Origin of the sequence: Streptomyces sp. NPDC006691, from assembly GCF_042869955.1 — a bacterium.
Classification (GTDB): Bacteria; Actinomycetota; Actinomycetes; order Streptomycetales; family Streptomycetaceae; genus Streptomyces.
On the sequence record NZ_JBIAGW010000019.1, the window covers coordinates 97,766 to 124,235 of the forward strand.

27 protein-coding genes, 1 tRNA gene, 1 other RNA gene and 1 pseudogene are annotated in these 26,470 nt (G+C 69.3%); 8 read left to right on the forward strand and 22 right to left on the reverse strand.

Annotated features, from left to right (window positions below):
- Window positions 1-19: 19 nt before the first annotated feature.
- Window positions 20-2,341 carry a DNA polymerase III subunit gamma and tau gene (locus ACFYNP_RS31120; protein WP_388790166.1) on the reverse strand — a complete coding sequence of 774 codons (2,322 nt, stop codon included), beginning with the start codon at window positions 2,339-2,341 and terminating at the stop codon, window positions 20-22.
- Window positions 2,342-2,459: 118 nt separating this feature from the next.
- Window positions 2,460-2,554: signal recognition particle sRNA small type (gene ffs, locus ACFYNP_RS31125), an RNA gene on the reverse strand.
- 72 nt (window positions 2,555-2,626) lie between these two features.
- Between ffs and ACFYNP_RS31130 the strand changes: the two genes are divergently transcribed.
- Window positions 2,627-2,714: transfer RNA gene (locus ACFYNP_RS31130), tRNA-Ser, on the forward strand.
- A gap of 147 nt (window positions 2,715-2,861) precedes the next feature.
- On the opposite strand, the gene ACFYNP_RS31135 is transcribed toward ACFYNP_RS31130, so the two are convergent.
- The 17 genes and pseudogenes from ACFYNP_RS31135 to ACFYNP_RS31215 form a co-directional block, all read right to left on the reverse strand.
- Window positions 2,862-4,136 carry a tyrosine-type recombinase/integrase gene (locus ACFYNP_RS31135; RefSeq protein WP_388790272.1) on the reverse strand — a complete coding sequence of 425 codons (1,275 nt, stop codon included), beginning with the start codon at window positions 4,134-4,136 and terminating at the stop codon, window positions 2,862-2,864.
- 75 nt (window positions 4,137-4,211) lie between these two features.
- Window positions 4,212-4,445: a helix-turn-helix domain-containing protein gene (locus tag ACFYNP_RS31140; protein WP_388790169.1), complete on the reverse strand. Its 234-nt coding sequence runs from the start codon at window positions 4,443-4,445 to the stop codon at window positions 4,212-4,214.
- A gap of 482 nt (window positions 4,446-4,927) precedes the next feature.
- Window positions 4,928-6,403, reverse strand: a complete 1,476-nt coding sequence (locus ACFYNP_RS31145) for an ATP-binding protein (RefSeq protein ID WP_388790172.1) — start codon at window positions 6,401-6,403, stop codon at window positions 4,928-4,930.
- A gap of 2 nt (window positions 6,404-6,405) precedes the next feature.
- Window positions 6,406-7,242 carry a bifunctional DNA primase/polymerase gene (locus ACFYNP_RS31150; protein ID WP_388790174.1) on the reverse strand — a complete coding sequence of 279 codons (837 nt, stop codon included), beginning with the start codon at window positions 7,240-7,242 and terminating at the stop codon, window positions 6,406-6,408.
- Window positions 7,239-7,439: pseudogene (locus tag ACFYNP_RS31155) on the reverse strand (DNA methylase); the annotation flags it as partial. The gene ACFYNP_RS31150 and the pseudogene ACFYNP_RS31155, both read right to left, overlap by 4 nt.
- A gap of 214 nt (window positions 7,440-7,653) precedes the next feature.
- On the reverse strand, window positions 7,654-7,956 hold the full coding sequence (locus ACFYNP_RS31160) for a hypothetical protein (protein ID WP_388790177.1): 303 nt from the start codon (window positions 7,954-7,956) through the stop codon (window positions 7,654-7,656).
- Window positions 7,957-8,151: 195 nt separating this feature from the next.
- The gene (locus ACFYNP_RS31165; RefSeq protein WP_388790180.1) at window positions 8,152-8,655 is read right to left on the reverse strand and encodes a hypothetical protein; all 504 of its coding nucleotides are present in this window, start codon (window positions 8,653-8,655) and stop codon (window positions 8,152-8,154) included.
- Window positions 8,656-8,664: 9 nt separating this feature from the next.
- On the reverse strand, window positions 8,665-9,150 hold the full coding sequence (locus tag ACFYNP_RS31170; protein WP_388790183.1) for a hypothetical protein: 486 nt from the start codon (window positions 9,148-9,150) through the stop codon (window positions 8,665-8,667).
- A 24-nt stretch (window positions 9,151-9,174) separates the two neighbouring features.
- Complete coding sequence (locus tag ACFYNP_RS31175; RefSeq protein ID WP_388790186.1) at window positions 9,175-9,366, reverse strand: hypothetical protein; 192 nt, start codon at window positions 9,364-9,366, stop codon at window positions 9,175-9,177.
- Between the two features lie 211 nt (window positions 9,367-9,577).
- Window positions 9,578-11,710, reverse strand: a complete 2,133-nt coding sequence (locus ACFYNP_RS31180) for a hypothetical protein (RefSeq protein ID WP_388790189.1) — start codon at window positions 11,708-11,710, stop codon at window positions 9,578-9,580.
- Window position 11,711: 1 nt separating this feature from the next.
- Window positions 11,712-13,331 (reverse strand): hypothetical protein, encoded by a 1,620-nt coding sequence (locus ACFYNP_RS31185; protein WP_388790191.1) that lies wholly within the window; start codon window positions 13,329-13,331, stop codon window positions 11,712-11,714.
- 89 nt (window positions 13,332-13,420) lie between these two features.
- Window positions 13,421-13,744 (reverse strand): hypothetical protein, encoded by a 324-nt coding sequence (locus ACFYNP_RS31190; protein ID WP_388790194.1) that lies wholly within the window; start codon window positions 13,742-13,744, stop codon window positions 13,421-13,423.
- Window positions 13,745-13,759: 15 nt separating this feature from the next.
- Entirely contained in the window at window positions 13,760-14,086 is a 327-nt protein-coding gene (locus ACFYNP_RS31195) for a hypothetical protein (protein ID WP_388790197.1), read from the reverse strand.
- On the reverse strand, window positions 14,083-15,303 hold the full coding sequence (locus tag ACFYNP_RS31200) for a DNA cytosine methyltransferase (protein WP_388790200.1): 1,221 nt from the start codon (window positions 15,301-15,303) through the stop codon (window positions 14,083-14,085). The genes ACFYNP_RS31195 and ACFYNP_RS31200 overlap by 4 nt, the downstream gene beginning before the upstream one ends.
- Window positions 15,300-16,199 (reverse strand): DUF2637 domain-containing protein, encoded by a 900-nt coding sequence (locus ACFYNP_RS31205; protein ID WP_388790202.1) that lies wholly within the window; start codon window positions 16,197-16,199, stop codon window positions 15,300-15,302. Before ACFYNP_RS31205 ends, ACFYNP_RS31200 begins: the two co-directional genes overlap by 4 nt.
- Window positions 16,196-16,540: a hypothetical protein gene (locus ACFYNP_RS31210; RefSeq protein ID WP_388790205.1), complete on the reverse strand. Its 345-nt coding sequence runs from the start codon at window positions 16,538-16,540 to the stop codon at window positions 16,196-16,198. Before ACFYNP_RS31210 ends, ACFYNP_RS31205 begins: the two co-directional genes overlap by 4 nt.
- Entirely contained in the window at window positions 16,537-16,803 is a 267-nt protein-coding gene (locus tag ACFYNP_RS31215) for a DUF6284 family protein (protein WP_388790208.1), read from the reverse strand. The genes ACFYNP_RS31210 and ACFYNP_RS31215 overlap by 4 nt, the downstream gene beginning before the upstream one ends.
- A 729-nt stretch (window positions 16,804-17,532) precedes the next feature.
- On the opposite strand from ACFYNP_RS31215, the gene ACFYNP_RS31220 reads away from it, so the two are divergent.
- Both ACFYNP_RS31220 and ACFYNP_RS31225 read left to right on the forward strand, forming a co-directional pair.
- Window positions 17,533-18,303 (forward strand): XRE family transcriptional regulator, encoded by a 771-nt coding sequence (locus ACFYNP_RS31220; protein WP_388790211.1) that lies wholly within the window; start codon window positions 17,533-17,535, stop codon window positions 18,301-18,303.
- Entirely contained in the window at window positions 18,300-18,773 is a 474-nt protein-coding gene (locus ACFYNP_RS31225) for an NUDIX domain-containing protein (protein WP_388790213.1), read from the forward strand. Before ACFYNP_RS31220 ends, ACFYNP_RS31225 begins: the two co-directional genes overlap by 4 nt.
- 8 nt (window positions 18,774-18,781) lie before the next feature.
- Here ACFYNP_RS31225 and ACFYNP_RS31230 read toward each other — a convergent pair whose 3' ends face one another.
- Both ACFYNP_RS31230 and ACFYNP_RS31235 read right to left on the reverse strand, forming a co-directional pair.
- The gene (locus ACFYNP_RS31230) at window positions 18,782-19,330 is read right to left on the reverse strand and encodes an HD domain-containing protein (RefSeq protein ID WP_388790216.1); all 549 of its coding nucleotides are present in this window, start codon (window positions 19,328-19,330) and stop codon (window positions 18,782-18,784) included.
- A gap of 11 nt (window positions 19,331-19,341) precedes the next feature.
- Window positions 19,342-19,788, reverse strand: a complete 447-nt coding sequence (locus tag ACFYNP_RS31235) for a GntR family transcriptional regulator (RefSeq protein WP_388790218.1) — start codon at window positions 19,786-19,788, stop codon at window positions 19,342-19,344.
- Window positions 19,789-20,447: 659 nt separating this feature from the next.
- On the opposite strand from ACFYNP_RS31235, the gene ACFYNP_RS31240 reads away from it, so the two are divergent.
- From ACFYNP_RS31240 to ACFYNP_RS31260, 5 genes are all read left to right on the forward strand, one after another.
- Window positions 20,448-22,286 carry a DUF262 domain-containing protein gene (locus ACFYNP_RS31240; RefSeq protein ID WP_388790221.1) on the forward strand — a complete coding sequence of 613 codons (1,839 nt, stop codon included), beginning with the start codon at window positions 20,448-20,450 and terminating at the stop codon, window positions 22,284-22,286.
- Between the two features lie 322 nt (window positions 22,287-22,608).
- The gene (locus ACFYNP_RS31245) at window positions 22,609-22,824 is read left to right on the forward strand and encodes a type II toxin-antitoxin system VapB family antitoxin (protein WP_388419032.1); all 216 of its coding nucleotides are present in this window, start codon (window positions 22,609-22,611) and stop codon (window positions 22,822-22,824) included.
- Window positions 22,821-23,243 (forward strand): PIN domain nuclease, encoded by a 423-nt coding sequence (locus ACFYNP_RS31250; protein WP_388790224.1) that lies wholly within the window; start codon window positions 22,821-22,823, stop codon window positions 23,241-23,243. Before ACFYNP_RS31245 ends, ACFYNP_RS31250 begins: the two co-directional genes overlap by 4 nt.
- Before the next feature lie 456 nt (window positions 23,244-23,699).
- On the forward strand, window positions 23,700-24,704 hold the full coding sequence (locus ACFYNP_RS31255; RefSeq protein WP_388790226.1) for a hypothetical protein: 1,005 nt from the start codon (window positions 23,700-23,702) through the stop codon (window positions 24,702-24,704).
- Window positions 24,705-24,866: 162 nt separating this feature from the next.
- The gene (locus ACFYNP_RS31260; RefSeq protein WP_388790229.1) at window positions 24,867-25,823 is read left to right on the forward strand and encodes a phosphorothioated DNA-binding restriction endonuclease; all 957 of its coding nucleotides are present in this window, start codon (window positions 24,867-24,869) and stop codon (window positions 25,821-25,823) included.
- Window positions 25,824-26,025: 202 nt separating this feature from the next.
- Here ACFYNP_RS31260 and ACFYNP_RS31265 read toward each other — a convergent pair whose 3' ends face one another.
- Window positions 26,026-26,403, reverse strand: coding sequence for a MerR family transcriptional regulator (locus ACFYNP_RS31265; RefSeq protein WP_388419043.1), 378 nt, complete (start codon window positions 26,401-26,403; stop codon window positions 26,026-26,028).
- Window positions 26,404-26,470 lie beyond the last annotated feature (67 nt).

The following is a 26,470-nucleotide window of genomic DNA, read 5'->3' on the forward strand; positions in this document are numbered from 1 at the left end:
CGGGTCACCAGGCGGACGCTCAGCCCTCGTTCGTATATTCCTCCACCACGGTCGCCCCGAGCTCGCGCACGATCAGGTCGTGCCCGGACAGCGCGTTGTCCACCAGGTCCGGATCGTCGTCCTCCGGAACATCGTCCTCCAGCCGGACCGGGGGCGGCGGAGGCTCCTCCTCGCGGGCGGGAGCGTTGGCCCGGGGCGACTGCTGCGACTGCGGTACGGGTGCGGACGCGGCCGGGGTCGCGGATGCGGACCGGGCGGCCCCCGAGGACGCCTGCGGCGGCTGGTGCTGCTGAGACTGGCTGGACTGGTCCTGCTGGGGCTGGTGTTGTTGGGGCTGCTGATGCTGCTGGGGCTGGTGGACGGGCGGGGCGGGGGGCCTGGGAGCGGCGCCGCCGAAGTTGCCCGCCGCGGGCGGGGGCTGGGTGCCGCCCGACGGGTCGATGATCGCCTCGACCTTCCACTGCACCCCGAACCGCTCGGAGAGCACACTGCGCAGCACGTCCTCGCTGCCACTGCTCGCGAAGTTGTCCCGGGCGCCGGCGTTGATGAAGCCGAGCTGCACGGTGGTGCCGTCGAAGCCGGCCACCTGCGCGTTCTGACTGAGCAGGATCCAGGTGAAGCGCCGCTTGTTCTTGACGGCCTCCAGAATGTCCGGCCACATGGTGCGCACCTGCATCGCGTTGCCCTGGCCGCCCGGGGCGGGGGCGGCGGCCTGCGCGGCCGGAGCGGGCTCCGGTGCGACCGGGGCGGGGGCGGGGGCGGGGGCGGACGCGGCGGCCGCGGTGGGCCAGGCGCCCGCCGAGGGGGCGGAGGCGGGGGCGGCGGCTCCGGGCCAGGCACCCGGGCGCTGGCCGCCGCCCTGCCCGGGCGCGGCGGCCGACGGCCAGGCCCCGGCGGGGCTCTGCTGGGCGGGCTGGGCGGGCTGCGGCTGGGCAGGCTGCGGCTGGGCGGAGGGGGCCTGCGCGGCGGGCTGGGCCGCGGGCGCGGGGGCCTGCGGCACCGGCGGAGCAGCGGGCCCCGGCTGGGCGGGCCCGCCCATCGGCCCCGGCCCCCCGGCCCCCGCGCCCCGCACCGCGGCCCGAGCTCCCTCGGGCCCGCCAGGACCGCCCTGCATCGGCGCATGCGCCTCGGGCCCGGGCACGTACCCCAGGGCGGGCCCGCCGGCGGGCGCCGCCTGGAAGTTGACCCCGCGCTCCAGCCGGTCGAGCCGCGCCTGCAACGAGCGCTCGTCGTCGTACGCGGCGGGCAGCAGCACGCGGGCACAGATCAATTCGAGCTGGAGCCGGGGCGAGGTGGCCCCGCGCATCTCGGTGAGCCCGGCGTTGACGAGGTCGGCGGCCCGGCTCAGCTCGGCCGCGCCGAACACGGAGGCCTGCGCCTGCATCCGCTCCACGACATCGGCCGGGGCGTCGATGAGCCCCTTCTCCCCCGCGTCCGGAACGGCGGCCAGGATCACCAGGTCGCGCAGCCGCTCCAGGAGGTCGGCGACGAAGCGGCGCGGGTCGTTGCCGCCCTCGATGACCCGCTCGACGACCTCGAAGGCGGCGGCCCCGTCACCCGACGCGAAGGCGTCGACCACGGAGTCGAGCAGCGAGGTGTCGGTGTAGCCGAGCAGGGCGGTGGCCATGGCGTACGTCACACCGTCGTCGGCGGCACCGGCCAGCAGCTGGTCCATGACGGACATCGAGTCCCGCACGGATCCGGCGCCGGCGCGCACGACCAGCGGCAGCACCCCGTCCTCGATGGGGATGCCCTCGTGCCCGCAGACCTCGCCGAGGTAGTCCCGCAGCGTGCCGGGCGGCACGAGGCGGAACGGATAGTGGTGCGTACGCGAGCGGATCGTCCCGATGACCTTCTCGGGCTCGGTGGTGGCGAAGATGAACTTGAGGTGCTCCGGCGGCTCCTCGACGACCTTCAGCAGGGCGTTGAAGCCGGCCGAGGTCACCATGTGGGCCTCGTCGATGATGTAGATCTTGTAGCGGCTGGACGCGGGGCCGAAGAAGGCCTTCTCGCGCAGCTCACGGGCGTCGTCCACGCCACCGTGCGAAGCCGCGTCGATCTCGATCACGTCGATGGAACCCGGACCGTTGCGCGCGAGGTCCCGGCAGGACTGGCACTCACCGCACGGGGTGGGCGTCGGCCCCTGCTCGCAGTTCAGACACCGGGCCAGGATCCGGGCGCTGGTCGTCTTGCCACAGCCGCGCGGCCCGCTGAACAGGTACGCGTGATTGACCCGGTTGTTCCGCAGCGCCTGCTGCAACGGGTCGGTGACATGCTCCTGCCCGATGACCTCGGCGAAGGACTCGGGGCGGTAGCGGCGGTACAGCGCAAGGGACGACACGCATACGAGGTTATCGGGGCCCACTGACAACCGGGCCCGCCGACAGCGCCCCGCCCCCGGCCCCCCGGCCGAACCGCCCCCGCCCGCAAGGGCCCCGGGCACCCCGCGCCGCACAAAATAAGGCGCCCCCCACGCACCCGCCAGAGCCGACCTACCCTTGCTGCCTTCCGGCCCTGGGGGAGTTCAGTCAGATAGCGCCACGTGAGGGGCTCCGCACAGGGTACCTGATCCCTGAGGTGGGAACGAGTTCGCGAGCACCCCTCAACGTCTTGTATTGTTTGCCGCGGAGGATTCGCCTAGTGGCCTAGGGCGCACGCTTGGAAAGCGTGTTGGGGGCAACCCCTCACGAGTTCGAATCTCGTATCCTCCGCCATTGCTCTCACCGGGCAATACGTCGAAGGCCCTGACCCGCTTCACGCAGGTCAGGGCCTTCGACGTGTTCCGGCAGAGGCTGGACCCGTGGGGCCTCTCGCGCTGTTCCGCGACAGGCCCTTCGTGATCTTCCGTCTCAGTTTCCGTCTCAGTTGGGGTCGTCGGACCCCTGCTCCGGGCTCTCTCCGGCTTCCTCAGCCACGCCCCAGAGGGCATCGCCGACCTGCTTGGCGACGTTCTTCAACATCGGCCCGGTGATGTGCATGTAGCGAGCCCGCATCCGTGCGGAACCTCCCGGCTCCCATCCCATGATGGCGTCCACGATCACGTCAGGAACCCCGAGCAGGAGGAGCACGGTTCCGGCAGTGTGGCGGGCGTCATGCAGCCGCCCGTCTCGTACGCCGGCGTCCTCTAGTAGCTGCTTCCACTGGTGGTAGTCGGTGTTCGGGATGAGCGGGCCGCCCGTCGGCTGCGCGAAGACGTACCCCTTGTCCTCCCACAGTTCTCCGGCTTCCTGCCGTTCCCGCGCCTGTTCCTCCCTGTGCTTGATGAGCAGCTTGATGAGCGGGCCCGGAAGCCCGATGGTGCGTCGGCCAGCGCGGGACTTGGTGTTCTTGAACTCCCGCCGGATCTGCCGGCGGTCCCGGCAGTAGCCAGCCTTTCGACCACAGGTGTCGCCGCACCCGTGCTCGTACTTCGGCCGTAGCCGGTTCTTCCGGATGCGGATGTACCCGGCGTCCAGGTAGACGTCTTCCCACATGAGTCCGAGAGCCTCGCCCTGGCGCAGTCCGAGAGCCAGGGCGATGACCCAGCGTGCGCTGTTGCGGAGCTTCGACGCCTCCACGAGGAGACTCTGAATCTCCTCGATGCTGTACGGCTCGATCTCCTCTTCTTCGAGCCGCGGGGCCTTCGCAATCTCAGCAACGTTCTTCGCGACGTGCCCGCGTCGGACCGCTTCGCTGAGCGCGACCCGGATGGTTCGGTGGACGTGATGAGCGGTCCCGGCAGCGCTGCCGTTCTTCTGCATCCGCTCGTAGAACTCCTCCAGGTGCTCCGGCTCCAACCGCTCAAGCTTGTGGGCTCCGATGCCGGGCACGAGGTGGACCCTCACGTCCACCTCGTAGCCGTCGTAGCTGTTCTCGCTGACGTACTTCTTGGCGATGTTGGTCACCCAGTGCTCAAGCCACGTCTTGACGGTCCACTGTTGCCCCGCCTTTCGTACGGTCCCCGCCTTGCGCTGCCGTTCCAACTCGCGCACAGCTTCGGTGACTTCGGCCCGCGTCTTGCGCTCGATGTGGCGGCGGTCGGGCTTGCCGTCGGGGCGGACTCCGACCGTGACACGGCCGTGCCACTTCCCGTCCTTGCCCAGGTAGATGGACGACGCCCCGTTGGGCTGCCGCGTTCGCTTCTTGTCTTCCGCCACTGGCGGGCTCCTTCGGTTGGGGCAGGAAAGCGGCCGGGACGCCACCCAGTGAGGCGGCGTCCCGGCGTGAGGTGATCAGGCGGCGCACTGCTCAGCGCGGCGATGGGCGAGGTAGGCGGCGGGGGCGTCGGCGGGGACGCGTCGGAGTCCTCCGATGGTCAGGGACTCCAGCTCTCCGGTGCGGATGAGGGCGTAGCAGGTGGTCCGGCCGATGCGTAGGCAGCGGGCGGCTTCTTCGACGGTCAGGAGAACGGGGGCCGGGTCGGCAGCCTCGGCGAGTGGTGCGATGTCCACGGTGGCGATGCTCACGGAATGGTCTCCTCTGGGACGGTCCCGTCGGGGAGTCTTGGCGGTGCCGGGGCGCGGGAGTCCGCGTGTGTCCGAGGTTTGGATTTCTGCGTCACGGCGTCACGTGCGTCATTTGGGCCTTTGGCCTGCGTCTTTGCGTGACGTGGGGCGGGCGGGGTGCGTCACCGGTGCGTCACGGCTTCGTCGTCTGTGACACGGGGCGTGACGCAGGTGACGCACGATGACGCAGACATCCGGGTTCTGCGTCACGCCTGTTCGGGCAGGTCAGGGGCCGTTTTCCGTCGGCTGTGACGCAGGTGACGCAGCCTTCCTCTACTTAGGAAAAGAGAAGGGGTGGTGTCTGTTGTGCGCGGCTCAGAGCGTGAAGAAGGAACCGCTGCGCGGCACGTCCTTCGGGCGGTGCTGCGCACCGGACAGCAAGAGGAGCACCCTGGGCGGTGTCGCCCCTGGTGCTCCTCTTGCTGTTGTGCGGTGACCTCGCGTCAGAACGCGGCGCCCTGTTGCGGGCCGGGTGCCGGGGCGGGCTCGGTCAGCTCGATGTAGCGGGCCTCGCGGGTGCGTCCCCAGTCCACGTTCAGGCCGCGAGCGGCAAGGGTGGGCTGAAGTCGCTTGAGGCGGTCGGAGAGGACCTTTCCGGTAGTCGGCCAGCCCTTCGGGAGCGGACGGCAGTCCTCGCCGCTGTAGAGGCGGGTGAGGAGGTGAAGCCACTCCGCGGAAGTCATCCGCTGTTGCTCCCCGGGCTGCATGTCGGCCGCGTACTGCAACACGGTCTGCGCGAGGAGGTCGCCCTCGATCACATCGTCGTTGAGGTCGTCCAGCCCGGCCCGGTAGGCGGGCAGCGCCCCGAGACCCATCGCGGTGTCGAGCTGCGCGCACAGGTGCGCGAAGTCCGCCATGCGCAGATCCGTCGGCGTCTCCGCCGACGCGGCGCGGACCTTGACGGTCAGGTCCAGCAGCGAGCCGAGCACGACGGGCAGGACTTGTGCGTACTCCGTCCACAGCTCCGCTTCGGTGCGCCGCACTTTCGGCCGTTCCAGCCGGAGCGGCAGGAGCCGTTCGGCGAGGTCGGGCCGGATAACGCCCACGTCGATACCGGTCAGCAGCAGCGGGCGGCGGTAGCGGGCGCGGAAGACATCGCCGTCGGTGAACAGGGCCCGCTTGACGGACTCGGCTCCCGTGACGATGCAGCACATGGCATCGGAGAGGTCCGGGGTCATGTGCGAGAGGTTGTCGAGCGCGGTGACCCATCCCGCGGCGACGGCAGCGATCAGGTTGTCCTCGTCCTTCGGGGCGCGGCGCAGGTCGCTGCTCATGCCCTCGATGATGCGGATGAGCATCCGGCCGGCCGTCGACTTCCCCGCGCCCTGCGGTCCGGTCAGGAACGGGGCGGGGACGGGAACGGACGGTTCCAGGCAGCCGACCAGCCACGCCATCGCGAGGCATTCGGTTTCGGCGTTGACGAAGTTGCACAGGCGGAACAGCAGGTCGATGCCCTTGCCGTCGGTGTTCTTCTCCGGCAGGGGGAGTTCGCCGGTGAGCTGGGTGCGCCGCCAGCACACCTCACGCGGGTCAGGGACGCGGATGTCCCAGCCGGTGGGATGGATGCGCACCGACTGCCCGTCGCTGCGCCCGAGGTCCAGCCAGGTCGCGCCGTCGAAGCCGGGGGCGACGCGGATATGCACGCTCTGGGTGGTCTCGTTGAGTGCGAGTGCTTCGATCAAGTCCAACGCCTCCTTGAGGGCGGTGCCGTTGAACACGCCGACCCCGTCTTTGAACAGGCCGACCATGAGTTCCTGGCGGTGGCTCCCCGTCGTGCCCTGGGAGCGGATGGGGCGGGCGACGGGGTGGCCGTTCTTCTGTGCATAGACGGTGCCGTCAGCGGTGCGGAAGTAGCGGAACCGCTCCTGCGCGTACTCGGCGATGACTTCGCGGCCCGGGGTCTTGTCGTCCTCGGACATGGCTACAGTCCCAACCTCGTGCGGGCGTTGTTCCACGCGTCGGCGCAGTGCCGGGGGCTCTCGCCTTTGGCCTGCGCGACGGCGAACAGCCGCGCGGTGTGGTCCTCGGTGAGGCAGCCGCACCGACCGTGCGTCGAGAGCACGGCCAAGAACGCGGCGTACACGGTTGCGTGGATGCCGCTGGACGCCCCATTGATGCGCTGCACGGCCATAGCGATGCCGCGTTCCAGGAACGCGGGCGTTCGATGCGGGCAGGCGCCCTCTGCGGCTCGTGTGGGCAGCGCGTCGATGCACTGGGCCTGGTAGGCGCTGGGCGCCCTCACGGTCAGCGCCCGCACGGCGTCCGGCAGCGCGGTGAGCGTGCCGGTGCCGTAGCCGCGCCAACGGGCGTAGGCCATGGTTGACTTGATGTCGACGCCCGGCCGGACGCCGTTCACGGAGCGCATGGCGCCCTGGTAGATCCAGTGCTCACCACGCGTCGTGGGCACAGTGCGGGTGGGTGGCAGGCTTTCGCGGGCCCAGGTCACGGCGGCCGGTGTATCGAGGTCGACCACCGTGAGCCCGGCGCCACCGGGGTGGTAGGCGACCCCGACGGCTCGATGCCACGTCCGCACCCAGGTCGGGGAACCGAGAACGTCCGGGTCGGTGGTGGCGGCGGCCCACGCGTGGCAGGGGCCGGGGCAGGCGCAGGGTCCGGCGTTCTTCATGTTCGGCCGCCCGCCGCACGCGTTCCGTGCGCAGGTCGGGCAGTTTTCGAAGGGGACTTTGCCCCGCCGCAGGGGCAGTACCGGCAGACCTGCACGGGCGAGTTCGAGCGCGGTGTTCAGGTGCTCGCTCATGCCGCCACCTCCAGCGTGCGGGACGCCAGGAACGCCCGGCCGATCAGTTCGGTGTAGGCGGGCGGGATGGCCTCGGTGAGTTCCTCGCGCACGGCCGTCCACGTGATGCCCATCGCGGCCTGAAGCTGGGGGATGGTGGGCTTGCCGCCGCCGTTGCCGTACGCGGCGACGTACGGGCCGTCGTAGAAGCGGCCGTGCACGATGAACCCGGCACGGGCGTAGCCCACGCCGGCGCCGCCGGCGCAGGAGAACAGGTCGAGCAGTAACGGCCGGGGGCCGTCTCGCCGAATGTCGGTGGGTTGCGTCATGCTGGATGCCTCCAGTTCCACTGTTGAGTTGTGCTGGACGAGGGCGGCCCGGCTTTGGCGAGACGGGGCCGCCCTCGGTTGTGTCGGGTACTACGCGGCGGTTCTACCTCGGGCGGTGTTCGACGCCGAGCTGGATGAGCCAGTCGGGCCAGAGGTCAGGGTGCGCGCGGTAAAACCAAATGGCCCGGCGGTTCCTCAGGCCCATGCCGATGGCTGTCGGGCGTGCGCTGCGGGCGCGCCCCTCGATCTCGGCGCGGAGAGGGTAGATACCTTCGTCAGAAGGGTCTGGGAGGTCGAGCCGGTAGACCAGAGAAATCACCTCTGGGCTGAGGATGAACCTCCCTCCCCGCTCAACGATGTCCGGCATCTCCTGGACGTGGAGCTTCACAGTCACGGTGTCACGCATAGGCGGCGACACCTCCTTGTCAGCCGTGGAAATGGTTGCGTTTGAAGATCGCTTTGCGGATGTTGACGGCGGGGCCGTCTCGCCGAATGTCGGTGGGTTGAGTCATGCTGGATTCCTTCAGTTCCACTGTTGAGTTGTTCTGGATGAGGGCGGCCCCGGTTCTTTGGCGAGATGCGGGGGCCGCCCTTGGCATAGCTAGTACTGGTCGCGCAGGTCGCAGAAATCGCAGTCGCAGTCGTCGTCGTGCGGGCAGTCGCAGCCGCACGGGTGGCACCGGCCGACGCAGTAGCACTGGCACATGCCCTCACCGCACGGCTGTTCGTCCTCCTCCTCACCGCTGGTGTCGTAGCCGAGCGGGCTGAGGGCCGAGTGCACCTGGTCGAGGGCGGCGGCGAGACGCTGCGCACGGCCGATCGCGACCCGCGCGAGCTGGACGGCGGAAGCTGCGGCCTTGTCGGGGTCCTTGCCGCCGTCCACGGTGAGCCGGTCAGCCTGGTGCGCGTCGGTCACGGGCTGAAGTGCCTGTGTGATGGCCTGCGGCAGCATCCGGGACAGGTGCGCGAGCGTCCCGATGAGGCTGTAGGCGTGGCTGGGGTACTGCCAGTCCTCGCCCGGCGCGCGGGTGGTGTGGTTGATGGCACGGACGGCTTCGGCAGCCTGGTTGGCCAGTACGGCCACAGGCGTGGTCTCGGTGGTCATGGCGGCCCTTCAGTGGTGGTTGATGGTGCCGTTGGCGCGGCCGAACAGGCCGGTCGCGGTGATGTTCTGCGTGATCTGGGTGGGTGCGGCCACTTTGCGGCGGGCGCCGGAGATGAGGGCGGGGACGCCGATGACGGCGGCGGCGATGAGGGCGCCGGCGGCCCAGAGGGCGTGGCTCATGGCGATCAGTCCCGGGGCTGCGTAGGAGAGCCCGATCCCGCCGGCGGCGATGCCGAAGCCGATTGTGGGGGCGAGCAGGGCGGTGGTCTTGGCCCACGCCGGCACCGGCTGCGCCGCGGTGGATGTGGGCGGCGGAGTGTGGGCGGGGGGCTGGACGTAGGCGAGGGCGCGCTGTCCGCCGGGCAGGGTCACGAGCTGGACCCCGGGTGGAATCTCCTGGGGCAGCATCACGGCTCGCGCGGGGCCGGGCTGGTAGGCGAGCGGGTCGGGGTGCAGGGCTTTGGTGGTGATCTCGTACGCAGGGTCATAGGCCACGACATGGCTCCTTCAACGAGGCCGTCAGGCGACGTGGTTGAGGGCGTTGAGGATCGCTTCACACATGCGGCGAATGGGGCCGGCGGCTCCGGTCGCGGCGGTGAAGAACCCGAACAGGAACAGCACCAGTGCGCTGAGGAAACCGACTTCGCGGTTGCGGAACAGCAGGACGGTGAGGACGCCGAAGAGGGCGACGGCGGACAGGGTGACGATCACGAGCGGCCTCCCGGGGAACGGCGGGCGGGCAGCACTCGAACCCGGGTGGCGCCCGCCGTGGCTTGTCGCGTTGCTTGTCGTCTGGCTTGTCGCTTGTCTTGTCGCCTTGCTTGTCTTGTCGCTTGTCGCCTCCCAGGTCACAAGCCGTTTAAGGCCCCCTGCGACGAGCCGTAGAGGCTTCCCGCGCGGGGGTGGTGACAAGCGACAAGGGCTAATCGTTGGAGGGTGGTTCGGGGGTGTGGTCGCGGTGGACGTAGCGGGCTTTGGTGCCCTCCCCGACGCGGACCGCGGTGCCGTCCTCGGTCCACGTCTTGAGCCAGCCGACAACGGTCTGCCGGGTGGTTCCGTGCTCATCCGCGAGCGCGCGGGCGATCGCGGATGCACCCGTGCCGTCCGGCCCGGCTGCGAACAGGGCTGCGAGGGCTGCGCGCTGTGCGGGGCTGTCCTGCTCGGTCTCGCCGCGCAGTGCGGACAGGTTCAGGCTCGGTCCGGCCGGCCGCGGGGCCGGGTCGGGTGCGGTGGCGAACTGTGCGTCGATCTCCTCCCGGAAGCGGCGCAGCAACTCGTCCTCCCGCGGCCGTCCAGGCTGCCCGGACCGTTCGGGGCCGCCGCGCAGGGCGGACAGGTTCAGCCCACCGCCGGCCGAGCCCCCGGTCGCAGGGGCCGGGTCGGCCAGGATCCCGGCGTCGGAAGGAAGGGCGCGCATCCATGCGGTGCGGTCCGCGTCCCAGCGTCGGGCGTAGGCGGGACCGGCGGCCTTCGCGGATTCGGCATCGAGGCGGGGGTGGCGGTCGGAGGTGGCGACGGTGATGTCGCGGATCTGGGAGGGCTTGATCCGCCACGCTTTGAACAGTGCGCCCGGTGATTCGGGGGTGCCCATGAACCCGGCGCCCTTGAACGGGGCTTGGTCCACGCGCAGTCCGCGGCGGCCGGGGAACATCTTGGACAGGTCCATGCCCTCGGTCTCGCCGCCGGTCAACGCGACGCGGACCTTGGCCTCGCGCCGGATCAGGAGGTTGCCCAGGACGCTGCCGGTCGCCCCGAGCGCCGTGATGACGGTCCGGCCGCCCATGGCGCGCTGCATCCGGATGAACTCGCAGATCTTGTTGGCAAGCGCCTTCAACTGCCGGTCGGTGCTGACCAGGATCTCCGCACCCTCGTCAATGACGAGCATGATCTGAGGAATCTGCGCGCTCACCGGCAACAGGTCGGTGTCCTCCCTGGCCATCAGATCCTGGTAGGCGCGCTTGCGGTGCAGCCCGATCGCGATCGCCGCGTCCAGCATGAGCATCGCTTCCTCGTAGGTCCCGGCGAGCCAGTCGATACCGGGCCGGACCGGCTGCCCGTCCGGGCTGGTCAGCTCGCCGTTGAGGGCGGGCAGGACCCAGGGCAGGCCGGCGGAACCGGCATTCAGGTCGATGACGAAGGTCAGGATGTCGGTGGCGCGGGCGAATCCTCCGAGGATGCCGTGGAGCAGGTTGGTCTTACCCGATCCGGTCGGGCCGACGACGAGCGCGCACTGTTCGCGCAGGTAGGCGCGGACCTCGTCGCCGTTGGTGCGGAACCCCCAGGGGATGCCGGTGTGGACCGACAGCGGGACGTAGTCCTCGGGGTAGGTCCGCAGCTCTGCGAGGACGTTCGCGGTGGTCACGTCCAGGATCGCCCGGCCCTGGTGGATGCCGGGGCCGAGCGCTGCGGTGCAGCCGTGCGGCAGCTTCGCATCCGCCGAAAGCTGCGGCCCGTACTGGGCGATCCGGTCGTAGGTGATGCCGCCGCGGGGTTCGAGGTCGAGGGAGTAGCCGTTGCCGGACTTCCACAGTTCGACCGCGAGGACGCGCACGGTGACGTTGCAGATCCGCTGAATCCGCTCGATCCACTCAGCAGCAATCGCCCGGCGCTCCGCCGACAGTTCGAGTGCGATCTGCCGTTCGGCCGCGGCGATGGCTTCGTCCTCACGGGCCTCTTCGTAGAGGGCGGTGGAGCGGGCGCCGGCGCCCATGCCCACGCCGATGGCAGCCAGCGACCCGAGCGCGGCCCACGAGAGCGGGCCGGTGGTCATGGCCCAGGTGGTCCAGCCTGCGCCGACCAGCCAGGAGGACGCTTTGAAGGCGAGGGTGCGGCCCGCGTTGCGGACCTTCAGCCCGGCGACGGTGTGGCCGAGTGCGCCTGCGGCGCCGACCGCGAGGGCCCAGGCGGGCGGCATGCCGGTGGCAGCTCCTGTGGTGGCGACGGCGAGGGCTCCGGTGGTGGCGGACAGGGCGCCGGTCACGGGTCCGTGACCGGCAGTCCAGTCCAGCACCGGGCCACTGTCGACACGCTTGTTGTTGGCAGTGGTGGCGGTCATGTCAGACGTTCCAGCCCTTCTCGGCTTCGGGACCGTTGCGGGGGTCTTCGTGGCGGGCGATGTCCTGTTCGTGGACGCGCTTGAACGTCGGCACCAGGTCCTCGGCCTCCTCCACGGCCTTCATCAGTGCCTGGAATACGCCGGTGAACCCCTCGGCGACTTCCTTCTCCAGCGGGAATTCGCTGTCGGAGCGTTCGGCGAGCTTCTGGAAGGTGTTGGCCACGGCCATCAGTGCCCAGGGCAGGCCGATGACCATGGAGAGGATCTCCATGCAGCCGTCCGGGTCGTACGAGCCGGCGGCCTGGTACATCTCTTCGGCTACTTCCTCGAACCGGAACCCGGACTGGCCGGGCAGGAACTCGGTCATGCGGTCCTCCACAGAAACGGGTGCTTCGGGAACGGGAGTGAGCTGGTCCGGGCGCTCGACCTGCGTGCCCAGGCCGTCGGTGGTGTCTTGGGCGGCTTCCTTGTCGGCCGCATCCTCGGCGGCGGCCAAGTCGTCGCGGATGATGTCGTCTCGCAGGAAGCGCCGCGCGGCGGCTTCCTCGGTCATCCGCCGGTAGAGGCGGCGCCCGGGATGCACCAGCCACGGCAGGCCGAGCTTCCGGCCGAGCGGGCTGGTCACGCATCCCAACAGGCCCAGGGGCAGGGCCAGAAGCGCGGCCAGGATGCGGCGGCCGTTGAAGCGGGCCGCCGAGCGGCGCAGCGCCTTCCTGGCCGCCTGACGCGCCGGTGCCTTGCGGACAGCGGAGCGCTGACCGGCCAGCGTCTTGCCGGTGTTGGCGTCGCGGCGGGCGCGCTGCTTCGCGATCGCCGCATCCCGGACCGCACGCGCCTTACGGCCCGCGCCACCGAGCATTCGGCCCGCCAGACCACCACCCCGACCCCGCGAAGTACCAGCCCCGGGACGGGTGTTTCCGCTGGTGTGGCGGGCGTTGGGCTTTGGGGCGTTACGGCGGGCATCCGCGACGGCTCGGCGGGCCGCGGTGGTCTGCGCCCGGTTCTCGCCCCGCGACCCACCGGCCGCCTTCTGGGTTCCGCGCAGCGCTTTGACCTGCGACGCCTTCCGCAGCGCGCCACCGGCCGCACCGGGCCTGTTCTTCAGTCCGGCGGCTTTGTTCAGGGAGACGGGGCCGTGCTGCTTGGCCGCCCCGGAACGCCCGAGCCCGCCCGCACCAGAGCTCCCGCGCTTCTGCCCCGGAACGCGGCCTGAACCGCCCGCCGCGCGACGCCCCGCCGAACCAGAACCGCGACCAGCAGTGTTGAGGCCGCCGGACCGGTTCCGGGTGGCGGTGTTGCGTCCAGCGGTGCGGGCCGCGGCACGACGTGCGGCCCGCATCGGGCGGGGGTTGCGGCTGCGGTAGGAGGCGACCGTGCCGAGCACGGCTGCGCCGGTCGCAGCGATTGCTGCGGCGATCGGGCCGCCCGCGATCCCGGCGGCCGCCACGACGCTCACGGTGGTGTTCGCCCCGGACAGGGCCAGCGGAACGACGGGCCAGCCGCCCGGGGTGTGCTCGATGTCCGCCGCGGTCTGAGCGGGCGTCTCGGGGGTCGGTGTGGGGTTGGGTGGGGTGTCGGTGGTGGCGGGGGCCACTACCGGTTCAGTGCTCAACTCGGTCATGCTGAACGCACTCCTTCGCGGAGTAAGCAGGACCCGGACGCGAGGCCGTCCAAAGCTGGTGTCCGGGTCCTGGCAGCGGAACGTGCAAGTCAGGGCCGGTAGTTCAGTTCGTGGCTGGGGTGCGATGCCGCGGCTTCCTGCCAGCGGCGCCGCTCGCCCGGATCGACGTGGGTGACGCTGACCTTGTAGGTGCAGTCCGCGTCGGGGCAGCGGTAGACGGTGGTGACGAGCCGGGCCGTCAGGACCTCGACCAGGTGTCCGACGCCGAGGCCGACGGCCAGGCCGCAGGGCAGGGCGAGCAGGGCCGGGACGCCGTAGCCGTTCATCAGGCGCAGTTCGACCAGCGCGCCGGCGGCCAGCATCAGGCTGGTCGTGGCCAGGCGGATGGTGCGGTGTTTGGTGGCGCTGTGCACGGTTGCTCTCCCTGCTCAGAGGTCGAAGAGTCCGGCCTGTTCGGGGGCCGGTTGGCGTTGTGCGATGCGGCGGGCTGCGATGTGGCAGTCCGGACACCAGGCACGCAACCCGGCGAGCGGCACTCGGGCGGCCATTACCGGCGACAGGGTCAGGTCGGCGGGGGCGGCGAGCAGGTGGACGGGTCCGCGGTGCTTGCTCGCATAGCCGTCGTGCTCGCGCAGGCACCGCCCCTTGCCCTTGACGTGTGCGTTGCCGCACTGGCCGGTGCACTGGCAGCGGTGGCCGGCGGCCTCCATCACGGTGTTGAAGACGGCGGCGCCCACGATGGGCTGTGACTTCATGCCGCTGCCTCCCGCCAGGTGTCGGGCTCGGCCCGGTCGAGGAGGATGCGCAGAGCGGCCACGGCCTGCGGCGGGACGACGCCATTGCCCAGTGCTTTGAGCTGTGCGGTGCGGGACAGGCCGGGGACTGCGGTGACGTGGCCCGGCTCCAGGGCCATGAGCCATTCGACGAAGACCGGGTTCAGTCGTCCCAGATCGTCAACTGGCCGGGGGGCGGGGCGGCCGATGACCTGCGCCCACCTTTCGATGGCGGCGGCGTACGGGCCCCAATCCGGTGCGCTGCCGAAGGGAGCGTCAGATCGCCCTTGCTGCCGCGCTGGTTCGGGCCGCCCTTGGTGCCGTCCGTCGCCCGAGGGGTCGGCAGGAGTTCGCCCACCTCGGCGGCAAGGCTCTTGCCGTGCGTCCCCGCTGTCTGCGAGGGCGAGCGCCTGGTCTGCCGGTTCTCGTTCGCCGATGCCCGCGGGGTGGGCAGCAGCGCACCCGCGAATGCCAGGTCCGTCAGGGTCGGTGAACTGCTCCGGGGGTTCGGTGCTGTGGCCTGTCGTGCTCCCTTGGCGTCCCCGACCAGTGGGGTCGGCAGGAGCGAGACGGCGTGGCGCAGGTTCATTCCGCCCTGTGCCGCGTGCCCCGCCCCGGTGCTCTCCGAGGTCGACGGCGTCGGCAGCAGGGAGACGGCGGTGGGAAGCTGCCCGTTCTGCCCACCGCCGCGCCAGTCCCGGGCCGCCGGAGTCGGCAGGCCACGCCCAGAAGATAAGCCGTTTGCGCTGGTGGGCGGCCTTGATGTCGCTCGCGCGTACACAGCACCAGTCCGCATCGAACCCGATGGCGGCAAGGTCGGCGAGGACGGTGTCGAATCCGAGAGAAAGGTGGCCTGCGACGTTCTCAAAGACCGCGAGGCGGGGTCGTAGAACGCCAAGGGCGCGGGCGATGTACGGCCAGATGTGCCGGTCATCCTGGATTCCCTTCCGCTTGCCGGCCGTGCTGAACGGCTGGCACGGATAGCCGCCGATGTAGATGTCGACGGGTTCCACCTCATGCCAGTCCAGGGCGGTGATATCCCCGAGGTTGGGCACTTGGGGGTGCCGGTGGGCGAGGATGCGAGCGGCGCCGGGGTCGTTGTCCGCCACCCACGCCAGCTCCCCGCCGAACACGGCCTGGACGGCGTCGTCCAGGCCGCCGTATCCGGTGCACACCGACCCGGTCCGCAGGCCGGTCATGCCGTCACCGCCTCGGCCGCCGGGCGGATCACCGGCAGGTCGGCCAGGTACGGCTCACGCGCCTTGACCCGGCTGCGGGCCGTCCGGGCGGTGGACTCCGAAGCACCCAGTCCCACGCCGCTCATGGCCGCGGTCATCCGGGTGGTGCTCGGCTGCGTGAAGTCCGTCCCGTACAGGGCGCGCACCAGTTGGTCCACCCGGTTGGGGTAGATCACCGGCATGCACAGATCGACGGCCGTCGACCGGACATCGACGGGTACCGGTTCCGGGACGACGGGCGTCAACGAGGCGTCGACGGGAGCCGCAAGAGCACGCCGCGCCCCTGCCCCAGCGTTGAGCCGGGCCGGTTCGGCCGGGATGCGGGCGATGGCCGCACCGACGGGCGTCAGGGATGCTTCGACGCCCGTCGACGGGCTGTTGACGGGCGCCTGGGTGTGGCGGGCCAGATAGGCGTGGACCTGGCGCATCAGCGCACCGAACGCCAGCAACGCAGCCACGGGCGGAACCGCGGCCACGACGTAGTCCAGGGGCCGGGCGTTGTCGCCGACGCCGGCGACGTTCAGGGCGATGGAGCCGCCGTCACCGGCGATGACCAGCCCGATCGCCCACCAGTCGACCGTGTGCGCCAACGAGGCGCGAAGGATGAGGAGTTCACCGATCACGATGAACAGGTCGACCGTGGCGGGCCACGCCCAGGAGCGGGCGACGGCTTCCGCCATGCCGTGACGGGCGGCGACTTCCTGCAAGTGCTCGTAGGAAAGCCAGAACGCCGCGGCCGTCAAAAGCACCGTCAGCACACCCGCGACCACCGTGATCGAACGCTCCACCTTGACGGGCGTCGACGCCCCGTCGACACCCGTCGACCGGCCGTCGACGGACAGAGAGGAAGCCGTCATGCCGCCACCCCCAACACCGCTTCCCCACGGGCGAGAAGCGCGGTCGGGACCGGCGCGTAGGCCACCAGCCGCACGGTCGCACCGGCATAGGCGGTCTCCGCGGCCAGGCACCAAGTCTGAGCGCCGCCCTGCGTGCGCAGAACCACCGTCTCGGGGTGGATGCCCAGTGCCGCCCGCCACGCCTCGAACGCGTCCAGGCCGTTGTGGAGCGCCAGCTCCAGGCGGTCATCCCAGATGTCTGTCACGCTCACCGCGCCGGCGGGCAGCTCCGGGAACTCCACCACCAGGCACTGAAGCGCCCGCACCGCGGCGGACAGGTCGGCCATCCGTGAGGCCCTCATGCCGCCACCCCCGGCACCTCGAACGTGGCCAAGTTGGTCAGGTCGCGGCGGGCCGACAGCACCCGTCGGCGGGCCCGGCGGATCCGCCGGGCGCTCAGGTCCGTGAACGGCCGGTCCATGACCGAGATCTGTACGTCCAGCAGCTCGACTTCCGCCAGGATCAGCGGCATCTCGATCTCGATCGCGTCCAGTTCGGCATCCGACGGTCCCTCGTCGGGCAGGTCGGCCATGACAGCCGACTGAAGTGCAGCGATGATTTCCATGGGTCGTGTTCCTTCCAAGCAGGAACGGCCCGAACAGCGGCCCCGGTGTTACAGCACCGGGGCCGCACGCCGTTGAAGTCGGTAGATCCGGCTCCCCTCAGCCCCGCCCGTACGACCACACGGGCCGGACGGACAGGGGAGGCAACCGGCCGGCTTCGCCGGTGCCCCGTTGCCACGGAGCACCGGACCCGAGCCGGAATCGGTGCGTCATCGTCACTGCTCTGACGCCAGCAGGGCGGCGCGTACCAGGTGGCGCCCGAGGGGCTGTCCTCCAGTGATGAAGGCATGCTCCCCAAGAGCGTTTCTCCAGAGCCGGTACGCAGGACAGGCCACGTTCACCTGCCACGAAGTGGCCGCCAGCGGCCATCACCCGGGCCGTTGCGGGGGCGACGGAGCAACATGCACCCCGTCGCATAGACACGCTGTTCAGTTCTCAAGGAACGAGCACTCCCGGCAGAGCGCGGCAACCCCTCGAAGGGGGCTCCCGCTCCTCGCGGAGCGGGACCCAGCCGGAGTAGAGGAACATGTAGTACGTGTTCCTCATCATGCAGAGAGAGGTTCGCTCCGTCAAGCCCTTCGACTTTTTGGGTTACTGCGAGCCGCTCGCTGCGATGTACCTACAGATTGGCTTCAGCGGCGAAGACGATCGACTCCGCACATGTACGACCTGCGCACGACTTCGGTACGGTGAAGTCGTACCAAGTCGTCCCACTCGGGGGAGAGTTCGGCATGGCCAACGAAAAGCTTCGCGGAGCGATCGTTGAGAGTGGCCTGACGTTCCATCAAGTAGCCCAGCGGCTTGGGGTGTCGGCGAAGACAGTGGAGCGCTGGATCAACGATCCGAACCGCAAGCCCTACCGGCGCTTTCAGTACGCAACAGCCTCGCTCCTTCAGCGCGAGGTCTCCTACCTCTGGCCCGAAGAGCGCACGTCAGCTGAGGTCACCGAGGCCGGAAACGCTGAGCTGATCAAGCTGTATCCGCACCGGTCCGTCGTTCCCAGCCGTCTTTGGCCCCAGCTATACGCGCAAGCCAAGGAGTCGTTCGACGTGCTCGTGTACTCAGGTTTCTGGCTCACAGAGGACGCGGCGTTCCACCGAGTCGTGAAAGAGAAGTCGGCGGCCGGCACCCGTATCCGCTTCATGCTCGGTGACCCGGACAGTCCCGCTGTGGCGGTGCGCGGCGAGGATGAGGGGATCGGGCCAGCCATGGCCAGCAAGATTCGGAACGCCCTCATCAACTACAGCTCGCTCTTCGGACTCCCCGGAGTGGAGTTCCGGCTCCACAGCACCACGCTCTACAACTCGCTCTACCGGGCCGACAACGAGATGCTCGCCAACGGCCACCTGTACGGGGTCGGCGCGTACATGGCCCCTGTCCTGCACCTTCAGCGTGTGCCCGGAGGTGAGCTGTTCGACGCATACGCTGAAAGCATCGAACGGGTCTGGGAAGCGGCCAGGCCCATCTCCTCACCAGCCGACTGCGGAGGCCTGCAAGCATGAGTCGTATCGACTACTTCCGGGACCCCAACGCGCCCAAGGCGAACTCGGTGCTTCCTTCCGTCACGGCGGTCGTCCGCGACGACACGGGGCGACTTCTGCTCATCCACAAGACGGACAACAACCTGTGGGCACTCCCCGGAGGCGGTCACGACATCGGCGAACGCATCGGCGATACCGTCGTTCGGGAAGTGCTTGAGGAGACGGGAATCGCGGTCGAGATTGACAGCGTCTCTGGCCTCTACACCGACCCTCAGCACGTCCTCGCGTACGACGACGGAGAGGTCCGTCAGCAGTTCTCCATCTGCTTCCGAGCGCACCCCACGGGCGGCACCCTGCGTACGAGCAGCGAATCCAAAGAGGTCCGCTGGGTCGACCCGGCGGACCTCGATGACCTGGACATCCATCCGTCCATGCGGCTGCGCATCACTCACGGCCTGGACGAGACGCGCCAAGAGCCTTACATCGGCTGATCTGCGGTCTACGCCTGGACGAGACGCTCCTCCACACGTCGCGCGGCTGCGTGGATCTCCGGCGCGGCGCGTTGAATAAAGCGGCCGACGATCGTCTCCGGTCCATACCGCTGCACGATCTCGTTGAGGCGGTCGGCCGGCGCGGTGGGCGTGCCGTCAGGAGTCGTCGTCATGTCGCAGAAGAGCAAGGCGTCTACGAGGTCGGGACGCTCCAGCTCGAACTCGCTCTCCAACTCGTGCCGGAGCCCTCGTTCCTCTGCCTCCAGGAGGGCACAGGAGTGATGCGCCACGAGACGGATGACTCGTGCGTCTGCCCCGTCCTGGTCACGGAGAAAGCGAGCCCCGTCGAGCGGATGGAATCCGGTGAGCGCGATCTCCGGCGAGTACCCGATGTCATGCAGCAGCGCGGCTGCTTCGAGAAGCTCCGCGTCGTCGCCAAGGATCGGAGCCAGAGAGCGGGCCCGCTTCGCGACACCCAAGGAATGCGCCCACCTCCGGGGCAGCGGCTCGGACAGCAGCGTTTCAGAAAGCGAGTACGCCCACTCAGTCAGTCCCATGGTGGCCAAGGCTACGGCCCTACCGCAGGACTCGGGAGAGCGCGCACTGTGCGCCCCTTACCGTGAACAGTGGCGAGCAAGCCCGTGCCCTCCATGTGGGCGAGCACTCGACGGACAGCCGTACGCGATACGCCGAATCGCTCGCAGAGCCTCGCCTCCGACGGATACGCGTCCCCGACGGCCAGCGAGTCCTCTTCGATCACCGCCACCATCCGTTCAATTAGCGAGCGGCGGTCACCGCCCTGGGCCACGCGCCAGCCGATGCCCGGCGCAGACTCCAGCACGCCCTCAGCCTCCAGCGTCTTGAGCGCTCGGCGGATCGTGTTCCGCGCTACCCCGTGCTCGCGCATGAGGTCCGCCTCAGACGGCAAACCGCTCCCGTGCCGGCCGCCCTCGATCTCCTGCCTCAGCGCCTCCGCGATGACCAGGTAGGTTCCGCGCGGACTGGCCTCTGTCACTTGGGCTCCCCTCGGCTCACTCTCTCGCTCCCTCCCAAGCCTCCCACGACCGTCCAGCAGCTCGTCATGGCTGCTCGGGGGCTCGGGTCCGCCTGGCCGCTCCGTCTCAGTTTCCGTCTCATTCAGCCCCGTCCGCTGGCGTTCACGTCCATACGTACTGGCCTTCTTCGGGTACCCGAGAACGCTCCTGAACGCAGGCGGACGCCTGCGAACATGTCCTTTACCTGCATAAACAGACTTGGAAAGCGTGTTGGGGGCAACCCCTCACGAGTTCGAATCTCGTATCCTCCGCCAGTGCCTCACCGGGCACGATGTCGAAGGGCCCCACCGCTTGCGGTGGGGCCCTTCGACGTTGGCCGACATTGGCACCGGGGGCGACGAGGTGCCGGCAGCGAATCAGCGCGATCGTGACCGGAGCGACCAAGCCGCGGTCCGAACCCGGTCGGCATCGGATCGCCGGTGCCGACCGGTCCGGATCGCCCTCGGCGGGAGTGAAGACGGCCGGCGAATCCGCAGGCACGTACGCCCTCTGGCCTGCGTCTGATGGATTCGAGCGGTTTTGCATTTCTGGCGCCGGACACCCAGTAGTTTTTCTGCGACACGAGACAAGTCGACCTCAGGTACCCACCTCTGGTGACCGGCAGCCTCAAGGAGCCGATGTGCCCGACGAAGCGTTCAGCATCGACAAGCGGCCGCTGCGGGATCTGCTGAGGCAGGTCGAGGTCGGCAAGGCCCAACTGCCGGAGTTCCAGAGGGGCTGGGTGTGGCCCTACCCGAACATCGCGAGCCTCCTCGCGTCGATCTCGCTGAGTTACCCCGTCGGAACCGTCATGCTGCTCAAGGCGGGTGGCGACGTCCGGTTCAAGTACCGGCCGATCGAAGGAGCCACCCCGACCGGTGAGCCCGAGCCCGACACTCTCGTACTCGACGGACAGCAGCGGCTGACGTCACTGTTCCAGGCCCTGAAGCTGAAGGGCCCGGTGGTCACACAGGACTTACGCAAGCACCAGGTGTCGGGCTGGTTCTACGTCGACATGGCCCAGGCTCTCGACGAGAACAGCGACCGCGAGGACGCCATCCGGTTTCTGCCCGAGACACGCAAGGTCCTCAACTTCCGGGGTCAGGTCGTCGAGGACTACTCGACTCCCGAGCGTGAATACGAGGCTCAGCTCTTCCCGCTCCACGCGGTCTTCGACAACGGCGACTGGGGTTACGAGTTCCTCGACCACTGGCATCGCGACAAGGAAAAACTCACCCTGTGGCGCCACTTCAACGAGGCGTTCGTCCGCCCCTTCGACCGCTACCACATGCCGGTCATCGAGCTCGGGCAGACGACCCCACGCCAAGCCGTGTGCCAGGTGTTCGAGAAGGTCAATACCGGCGGTGTCACCCTGACCGTCTTCGAGCTGCTGACCGCCACCTACGCGGCGGACGAGTTCGATCTGCGCAATCACTGGGAGCGAGAATGCCGGGCCTCCTGGAAGGCGCCCGAATACCGCATCCTTCGCGAGGTCTCCAACACCGACTTCCTCCAGGCAGTCACCCTCCTGGCCACGGCCGAGCGTCGCGAGCGGGATGCCGAACGAGGGATGGAGGAGGAGCGACTCCCGCGCGTCGGCTGCAAGCGCAAGGACATGCTCGCGCTCTCCCTGGAGGACTACGTACGCTTCGCGCCGTCCGTCGTCACCGGGTTCAAAGCGGCGGCGAAGTTCCTGCACCAGCAGTTTCTCTTCGACACGAAGTTCCTGCCGTACGGAACACAACTGATACCGCTTGCCGCGATCCTGGCCCTGGCCGGGGAGGCCGCACAGAGCGCCGGAGCCCAGCGCAAGCTCGCCCGCTGGTACTGGTGCGGCGTGTTCGGAGAGCTCTACGGTGGCTCGACCGAAACCCGCTTCAGTCAGGATCTGCCGGATGTCGTCGACTGGATCCACAAGGATGCGGCAGAGCCCCGGACAGTCACCGCCGCGCAGTTCGCCCCCGGACGTTTGCTGACCCTCCGCACTCGCAACAGCGCTGCGTACAAAGGGATTTACGCTCTCCTGCTCAAGGCGGGGGCCCTGGACTGGCGCACCGGAGAGAAGGCCGAGGTCACCGGATACTTCGACGAGTCCATCGACATCCACCACATCTTCCCCAAGACGTGGTGCGAAAAGGCCGGGTACGCTCCCGCCGACTACAACTCGATCATCAACAAGACCCCGTTGACCGCCCGCACCAACCGAATCATCGGAGGGGCGGCTCCCTCGGGCTACCTGGGCCGTCTGGTCAAAACCGCGCAGACCCCTCACGAAAGCGTCGCAGAACGCGTCCGCTCTCACCTGGCCCAACCCGAGCTCATGGCCACCGATGACTTCGACGCGTTCTTCGCAGCTCGCAGAGCGGCGCTGCTCCGCAGCATCTCGGACGCGATGGGCAAGCCGATCCTGGACGACGATTCGAGCGCCGAGAATTCAGGGATCAGCCTCGACGCAGTAGATGACACTGATGATCTGTGATCACTAAGGTCTGGACCATTCCCCAGGCCACGAGAGGCGACAGCCGACGCCGCGCTCACCGTTCCTGCAGGCGCCCAGCCAGCCATGAACCCCGCCGCAAAGAAGAAGACCAACAGGCACTGACCCAGCGCGCTGCTTGTTACGTCGAAGGGTCCCACCGTTAGTAGCGGTGGGACCCTTCGACGCCTGCCGATTCGGCTGATGCCTCAGGGCCAGCCCTGTGGACCTGCGGACATGTCCTCGCTGGAGCCGTACGCCTAGCCACATGAAACCCCATCGAGATATACTCGATGCCATGCTTGATATCCATGGAGGTGCATAGATGAGCCGGACCGTGATCGATCTCGATGACGAGCTGCTGGCCGACGTGGCCAAGGCTCTCGGCACCGGCACCAAGAAGGAAACCGTCAATACCGCCCTGCGTGAGGTATTGGAGAACCGGCGGCGAGCGCTCGCGCTCACCCGGTTGCGTGCCGCTGCCAGCGATGGCGCCTTCGACTTGGACCTCTTCGAGGACAAGGGGAACTACCGCCGGTGAACGCGGCCCAGTTCCTGATCGACACCAGCGCGCTCGCACGGTTCATGCGCGGGGACGCGGAGCAGTACGGCTGGGACCAAGCGGCCGCGGCCGGTCTGATCGCCACCTGCCCCATCACCGAGTTGGAATTCTTCTACAGCGCCCGTACCGCAGAGGACCGCGCCCGGGGCATCGAGAACATGCGGATGATCTTCGGCTGGGTTCCGGTCGATGACCGCGCCTACACCCGCGCCTGGCAGGTGCAGGAAGCGTTGACCAAGCGGGGGCAGCATCGCAGTGCGGGGGCCGTTGATCTCGTCGTGGCTGCGACGGCCGAGCTCCAGGGGCTGACACTGCTGCATCGTGACCGGGACTTCGAATGCATCGCTGCCGTCACCGGGCAGGCACTCCAGTGGTACGGGCCCGAACCGGGCAAGTAGGCAGCGCATGGTTGCAGTTCTGGTTGCATTCACCGCCGTACAGCACCGCCGTACAGCACCGCTCAGAAGCCCCGCCCGCACCCGCTGCACCGCAGGTCAGAACGCTCCCGCACATCTCCGGACCCCCAGACGAACATGTGGAAAGCGTGTTGGGGGCAACCTCTCATGAGTTCGAATCTCGTATCCTCCGCCACCATTCCTGGCCACCTCGCAGTTCCTGCCACTCCTGAGCGGCCCGCACCCGTAGGGCGCCCGGCCTCAAGTCGGCATCCGGGCAGCGCAGGCTCCCGGCGCTTGTCCTTGCCTGAGCCTGGAGGAGGTACGCAACTCCGCGCTGTACGGGATGGTGTACGGCGACGCGTTCGGAGGAGGCCGCAGGACAACCGGAGTCATCGGCGGGACCGGTGGCACGGAGAGCCGGTTCAACGGCTTCCGGCCGGCATGACTGGAGAGACGATGATCGAACAGGCGGGGTTCTACCGGGAACTCGGCGGGCCAGGTGACCGGAGCGCCCCCTCCCTCCGGGACGCCGCCCGCAGCACCGGCGAGTGGGACGAAGAGCGGCTGCTCGCCTACCTCGAAGCGAGCCGCGAGATCTACACGGTCATGGGCGCCGAGCGCGACGTCATCGCCGACGACCTCGGGATCACCGGCGCCGGCTCCCTGATCACGGACGGCACCTACGTGTGGCCCACCGAACTCGCCTACTACGTAAGGCGACACCATGTGGCGCTGCTTCCGGAGTTCACCGCCCACATCCGGGCGCGGAACTACGTCAGCCCCGAAGTACCCCGCGAACAAGCCCTGGCGATCTTCGAAGAGTGCCTCGGCGAGAGCGCCGCGGCCGCCGCCGCGACGGCCGCCGCGAGCACCTCCAAGGGCTTCTTCACCTGGTATCGGACCGCCCTTACCCGTGCGTCCGCCCAGAACCTCATCGACCAGCTGGCAGCCACTGGGCTCTTCGTCCAACACCCGCTCACGGACCAGGTCTTCGGCTTCCGTGACACGGTCCTGGGCAAGCGGGAGCCGCTGGTGGGCGGGGCCCCCACCCTCCTGTCCGCACTGGCGTCGGACGCGTACCGCAAGGTCGAGTTCAAGGGCTGGACGGGGCGCGACAAGTCCCTTCTGGTGTCCGTGCGGCGCCTGGACGGCACCGCGCAGAAACTCACCTTCCACATCGCCGACATCGCGGACATCGCGGACCCGGGCCGTGAGGAAGCCGTAGCCGCCCTGGTCCGCACCCTCGACCAGGACCCGGACCACTGCCTCGGATTCGTTGTCGACCGCACCGGCGTCTCCGCGGCCGAGGACTGGGACCGCATCCTGACCGGCACCGGAGGACAGCCCACCGTGTGGCCGGACACCGTCGGCATCCTGCGGAACCGCGTGGGCAACCACCCTGAACCGTCCGGCGGCAAGCCGACTGCGCACGGACCACTCGACGTCTTTCACCGGGCGTGAATCGACGGCCTTCCGCGGGCCCACGAGGGCTGCGCAAGCTGGTTACGGATCCACGCTCCTGCCCGGCCGGCCGGGATCCGCGTCGTGGCTCGCTGTTATGCCGCCCACTGCGGCGAAGCCCACGGCCGAGCGCCGCGACGAGCGCCACTACGATCGCCGACCATGGACTGGGTCGAGCGCACCGCGCAGTTGAGGCAGTGGACGAGGAGCGGGACGCGGGCTCCGCACAAGCCGTTGCTGTTCCTGTACGCGCTCAGCCGTTTCCAGCGGGACGCCGACGGCGAGCTGCGGTACAGCGCCGTGGAGGAGGATCTGCGGGGGCTGCTCGCCGAATACGGTCCCGGAAACCGGACGACGCCCGCCTATCCCTTCCATCACCTGGTGAGCGACGGCGTGTGGGAGGTGCGTACCGACCGCGGGCCGGGCAGCCCCGGGACCGGGGTCAGGGAACTGCGCGCATCCGGCGCCGCTGGGCGGCTGACGCCGGAGCTGAGGGCGGCCTTGCGACGGGAGCCGTCCCTTCTCGGCCGGATGACACGGGTGCTGCTCGATCTGAACTTTCCGCCCTCCCTCCACGCGGAGCTGTGCGAAGCCGTCGGCCTGGAGCTGGAGGAGGCCGAGACCGGACCGCTCACGGCCGCGCGCGGACAACGGGACCGGCGGATGCGGGAGATGGTCCTGACGGCGTACGAGTACCGGTGCGCCTTCTGCGGGTACGACGGCAGGATCGGCGCGGTGCCGGTCGGGCTTGAGGCCGCTCATGTGCGCTGGTGGGCGTTCGACGGACCGGACGACATCGAGAACGGGCTGTGCCTGTGCTCGCTGCACCACAAGCTGTTCGACAAAGGCGTACTCGGTCTCGGAGAAGGCCAGGGCGAGGAAGGCCAGGGCGAGGTCCAGCGCATCCTGGTCTCGCAGAGTTTCGTCGGCCACAGCACCGCCGCCCGCGAGCACGTCATCGCGCTCGCCGGCCGTCCGCTCATCGGCCCCCAGCCGGGCGTCCGCCCCATCGCCGCCGCCCACCGCTCCTGGCACACCAGCCAGGTCTTCCACGGCAGCCCACGTTCAGCCCCGACCTCTACGTCCGCCACGTCCGCCACGTCCGCCACGACTGCGTGACCGCGTGGCCTCGGACCTGGCGGGCACTCAAAGGGGCACCCGAAGGGGCACCCCGCAAGGAGCGCGGCTCCCCGACCTGACGGACGCGCCGAGAGCTGAGAGGTGGGCGTCCAGCACTCCAGCCACTGCTCCAGCTACTGCTACCGCTACCGTTACTGCTCCAGCCGCAGATCGCCGGTGCGACGTCCGGACCGGCCGCGCCCTACGGGTGGGTGTCCGTGATCGCGATGACCTCGTCGAGGCGGTCCAGGGCAGCCTGTAGGTCGTCCACCTTGGCCCGGATCCGGTCGCGCTCGGCGCGCAGCATGGCTCGTTGTTCGGCGTCGGTGTGTCCGGAGTCCCAGCACGGAAGGAGTTCCGTGATCCTTCGGCTGGTCAGGCCGGCGGCGAACATCTGCTGGAAGAAGCGGATCAGGGGGACGGCGTCCTGTCGGTAGAGGCGCTGGCCGGACGGGCTGCGCTCCGCGACGAGCAGCCCCTGCTGCTCGTAGTAGCGCACGGCCCGTACCGAGACGCCAGCACCCCGTGCCACCTCGCCGATGCGGATCAGCCGCTCGGCCGCGGCCTCTGTGACGGTCATGGTGATTCCTCTCACCCAGGCCCTGACGACCCGCTCTTGCCTCTGACGTCAACGTCAGGTTTTAGCG

What these genes read in the sequence shown, in the direction of transcription:
- ACFYNP_RS31145 (WP_388790172.1), bottom strand. Translation starts at nt 6,403, where the DNA reads ATGTCCGAGGACGACAAGACCCCGGGCCGCGAAGTCATCGCCGAGTAC.
- ACFYNP_RS31150 (WP_388790174.1), bottom strand. Translation starts at nt 7,242, where the DNA reads ATGAGCGAGCACCTGAACACCGCGCTCGAACTCGCCCGTGCAGGTCTG.
- ACFYNP_RS31160 (WP_388790177.1), bottom strand. Translation starts at nt 7,956, where the DNA reads ATGCGTGACACCGTGACTGTGAAGCTCCACGTCCAGGAGATGCCGGAC.
- ACFYNP_RS31165 (WP_388790180.1), bottom strand. Translation starts at nt 8,655, where the DNA reads ATGACCACCGAGACCACGCCTGTGGCCGTACTGGCCAACCAGGCTGCC.
- ACFYNP_RS31180 (WP_388790189.1), bottom strand. Translation starts at nt 11,710, where the DNA reads ATGACCGCCACCACTGCCAACAACAAGCGTGTCGACAGTGGCCCGGTG.
- ACFYNP_RS31185 (WP_388790191.1), bottom strand. Translation starts at nt 13,331, where the DNA reads ATGACCGAGTTGAGCACTGAACCGGTAGTGGCCCCCGCCACCACCGAC.
- ACFYNP_RS31195 (WP_388790197.1), bottom strand. Translation starts at nt 14,086, where the DNA reads ATGAAGTCACAGCCCATCGTGGGCGCCGCCGTCTTCAACACCGTGATG.
- ACFYNP_RS31200 (WP_388790200.1), bottom strand. Translation starts at nt 15,303, where the DNA reads ATGACCGGCCTGCGGACCGGGTCGGTGTGCACCGGATACGGCGGCCTG.
- ACFYNP_RS31205 (WP_388790202.1), bottom strand. Translation starts at nt 16,199, where the DNA reads ATGACGGCTTCCTCTCTGTCCGTCGACGGCCGGTCGACGGGTGTCGAC.
- ACFYNP_RS31210 (WP_388790205.1), bottom strand. Translation starts at nt 16,540, where the DNA reads ATGAGGGCCTCACGGATGGCCGACCTGTCCGCCGCGGTGCGGGCGCTT.
- ACFYNP_RS31215 (WP_388790208.1), bottom strand. Translation starts at nt 16,803, where the DNA reads ATGGAAATCATCGCTGCACTTCAGTCGGCTGTCATGGCCGACCTGCCC.
- ACFYNP_RS31220 (WP_388790211.1), top strand. Translation starts at nt 17,533, where the DNA reads ATGGCCAACGAAAAGCTTCGCGGAGCGATCGTTGAGAGTGGCCTGACG.
- ACFYNP_RS31225 (WP_388790213.1), top strand. Translation starts at nt 18,300, where the DNA reads ATGAGTCGTATCGACTACTTCCGGGACCCCAACGCGCCCAAGGCGAAC.
- ACFYNP_RS31230 (WP_388790216.1), bottom strand. Translation starts at nt 19,330, where the DNA reads ATGGGACTGACTGAGTGGGCGTACTCGCTTTCTGAAACGCTGCTGTCC.
- ACFYNP_RS31245 (WP_388419032.1), top strand. Translation starts at nt 22,609, where the DNA reads ATGAGCCGGACCGTGATCGATCTCGATGACGAGCTGCTGGCCGACGTG.
- ACFYNP_RS31255 (WP_388790226.1), top strand. Translation starts at nt 23,700, where the DNA reads ATGATCGAACAGGCGGGGTTCTACCGGGAACTCGGCGGGCCAGGTGAC.
- ACFYNP_RS31260 (WP_388790229.1), top strand. Translation starts at nt 24,867, where the DNA reads ATGGACTGGGTCGAGCGCACCGCGCAGTTGAGGCAGTGGACGAGGAGC.
- ACFYNP_RS31265 (WP_388419043.1), bottom strand. Translation starts at nt 26,403, where the DNA reads ATGACCGTCACAGAGGCCGCGGCCGAGCGGCTGATCCGCATCGGCGAG.